Here is a 1,408-nt window from a genome sequence, read left to right on the forward strand (position 1 = left end):
AGGTAGCTGTATTTTGGTATCATTATTATCATTTTCTTTGTGGGTTTAATACCCCACCGTCAACGGGGGTGTTCAAAATTACTTGGGGGAGCGTAGACGCGGAGCGGCCCTTCGTTGACTATCCCCATGTAATTTTCCTCCTGTCTCCAGTATAGCTGTCTCCTGTCTCCTTCTTCAATTTGATTGCTCTTTAAGTGATAAATTTCCTAAAGTCAGGAGTCAGAATAAATAGCTTTAATACCATTTATTAGGTCGGAATTTATATTTTTAGTCCAGTGGACATCTCCTATAAAGTCTTTTAATTGCTCTTATTATTTGTAACAATCTTTTTCCAAATTGGTATAACACCCAATTTATTTAATTGAGTGAATTTTATTTAAAAATAGGTTGACCTTTAGGAGATAAAATATTTTACCTTGACTATGTTTCCGAGGGTCGTGAAATCAGCAACTAGGTTGGCAAATTCTGTGGAACCGTCGGCAAAATTTAATCTCATTTCGCTAAGGTTTAAGCCTCCTCCATGGGGTTTCCTGTAGTCGAATACGCCCTCAATGGTTTGGTGTGCCGTTCTGCCAAAAGACTGTTCCCGCTTCCGGACTGGTTACCCATTGCCAAGTCCCCTCTGTTGCTGTGTCATTTGCACCTAACCATCCACCTGCTTGTGCAGAGAAATGCTCTGTGGGTATACCGATGTTGGAAATAATAAAGTTGTGTTCTGCTTCAGAGGTGATGGTTATCAGATATCTCTGCCAACCATTATAAGAGCGAGTTTCAGCACTAGCTTTTGCTTGGTTCCAAGTATATTCACCTGGAACATATTCGTAGTAGTGACCTGTATCGGAGTTGAAAAAGACGCTAGCGCTTGCTGGTTTGTTTATTGCTAAAGCGATAGTTGTTGCTCCTAGGCAAGCTATGGATAGTTTTTTTATGGAAATCATAGAGTTGTTTTATCCTATTTACTGACAATGATTTGAGGTAGGGGTTCTTGTCTTGACAGATATTTGCTTCTAAGGTTTTGACACGATCGCTCTTTAATGAATCACCAATTGTATTATTTTGTATTATTGCGACATACGCAATAAAAGAGAGAATGATCGCTCTTTAATGAATCACCAATTTTGAAATCTTTTTGTATTATTTTGTATTATTGCGACATACGCAATAAAAGAGAGAATGATCGCTCTTTAATGAATCACCAATTTTGAAATCTTTTTGTATTATTTTGTATTATTGCGACATACGCAATAATCGACAAAAGTATTTTTAAACCTTGTCGATCATCGACAATATTCATTACAAGGATCGTGTAATATGGTTTATGTTGTAAAAATTTCTGTCAAAAACCTTTTTGTTTGCTGAACAATATCCTTCTCAAATTTTTATCTGTATAACTCAAATATATGCAACT

The 1,408-nt window shown here is 36.6% G+C and carries 1 protein-coding gene; it reads right to left on the minus strand.

Features of this window, described 5'->3' with window-relative positions; genetic code table 11:
• Positions 1-548 precede the first annotated feature (548 nt).
• Positions 549-938 carry a hypothetical protein gene (locus tag F6K13_RS33170; protein ID WP_124147166.1) on the minus strand — a complete coding sequence of 130 codons (390 nt, stop codon included), beginning with the start codon at positions 936-938 and terminating at the stop codon, positions 549-551.
• Positions 939-1,408: the final 470 nt, after the last annotated feature.

Origin of the sequence: Okeania sp. SIO2B9 (assembly GCF_010672505.1) — a bacterium.
Lineage (GTDB): Bacteria > Cyanobacteriota > Cyanobacteriia > Cyanobacteriales > Microcoleaceae > Okeania > Okeania hirsuta.

Excerpts from the sequence above, each read along its gene's own strand:
- F6K13_RS33170 (WP_124147166.1), bottom strand. The coding sequence starts at position 938 with ATGATTTCCATAAAAAAACTATCCATAGCTTGCCTAGGAGCAACAACT.